This window comes from Acidovorax sp. KNOB132 (assembly GCF_057541515.1).
Window position 1 is genome coordinate 1 of sequence record NZ_BAAJYT010000565.1, and the last position, 1,080, is coordinate 1,080.

1 protein-coding gene is annotated in these 1,080 nt (G+C 74.5%); it reads right to left on the reverse strand.

What is annotated here, in order from left to right:
- Nucleotides 1–50: 50 nt before the first annotated feature.
- Complete coding sequence (locus AC27IO_RS24680; protein WP_284425079.1) at nucleotides 51–767, reverse strand: hypothetical protein; 717 nt, start codon at nucleotides 765–767, stop codon at nucleotides 51–53.
- Nucleotides 768–1,080: the final 313 nt, after the last annotated feature.

Consider the following 1,080-nt stretch of genomic DNA (forward strand, 5'->3'; position numbering starts at 1 on the left):
GGCCACCGCCGCGGCGCCCGCCAGCGCGCCGGCCAGCACGGTGCGGCGCCTCATGGCACCACCCGCCACGTCTTGACCGGCGTGGCCGCCACCGCCGGCACGCGCGGCAGGTACAGCGCCACGTCGCCCTGGTCGATGGAATAGACGTCGCTGGTGCGCGCCAGCACGCGCTCGTCCGATTCGATGGACGTGGTCACCAAAATCTCGGTGCGCGCCGTGCCGCTGGCCAGCAGCACGTCCGGCGCCGGCACGTAGGCGCCCGACGCATCGCGCACCACCGCCACGCCCTCGGACAGTCGCACCCGCGGCGGCGCGTACACACCGCCGCCCTGGTGCTGCACCACCTGCGTGGACACCGCCATGCGCACGCCGGTCGGCTGGGTCGAGACGGTGATGCCTCGGTCCACCAGGCGCGTCACCAGCAACGAGCGAAAACCCGCGTCGAAGCCGTCGCCCTGGGCGGGCAGCAGATAGATCGGGTACTCCCCCGGCGGCCAGTCGCGCAGCCGCACCGCCGTGCGCTCCGCCACGTCGCGGGCCAGCACGTCCCAGTGCTGCACGGCGCGCGCGGTTTTCTGCGTGGAAGGCGCGTGCAGTTCGTCGCGCGGCAGATCGGGCGCCGCGCAGCCGGCCAGCAGCGCGGCAGCGGACAGCAGGCACCCGCCCGCCAGCCGGCGTGCAGGTGCCAGACGCCCCACGCCAGCGGATTCGCGGCCCTGCGCCGGGGCCCGGGCGACCGGGCGTGCACGTTTTTCGAGAGATTCCATAACCGCAAATGCTAGCGGCCGCCCGCGCAAGGCATCGGCCGAACAGCGCGGCTTTTCCCCCGCTGCCAGGGGGCTTGGGGGCTTCTTCACCCGGGGTTTCCCGCACGCGCCGGCCCCGCTGCTGCGGTGCTCGCCTACGCGGCGTTCGAGCGGCGTTGCGACAAAATCCGCGCATGTCCCGCCCCGCCGCCCCCCTGCCCCCCACGCCGCCCCTGGCGCGCCAACTTCCACCCACCTCCGCCGACGACAGGGCAGCTTCCGGCCGGCGACCCGCCCCGACCACTCCCGACATCTCCCCCCTCCAACCCCGCCA

Excerpts from the sequence above, each read along its gene's own strand:
- AC27IO_RS24680 (WP_284425079.1), bottom strand. The coding sequence starts at position 767 with ATGGAATCTCTCGAAAAACGTGCACGCCCGGTCGCCCGGGCCCCGGCG.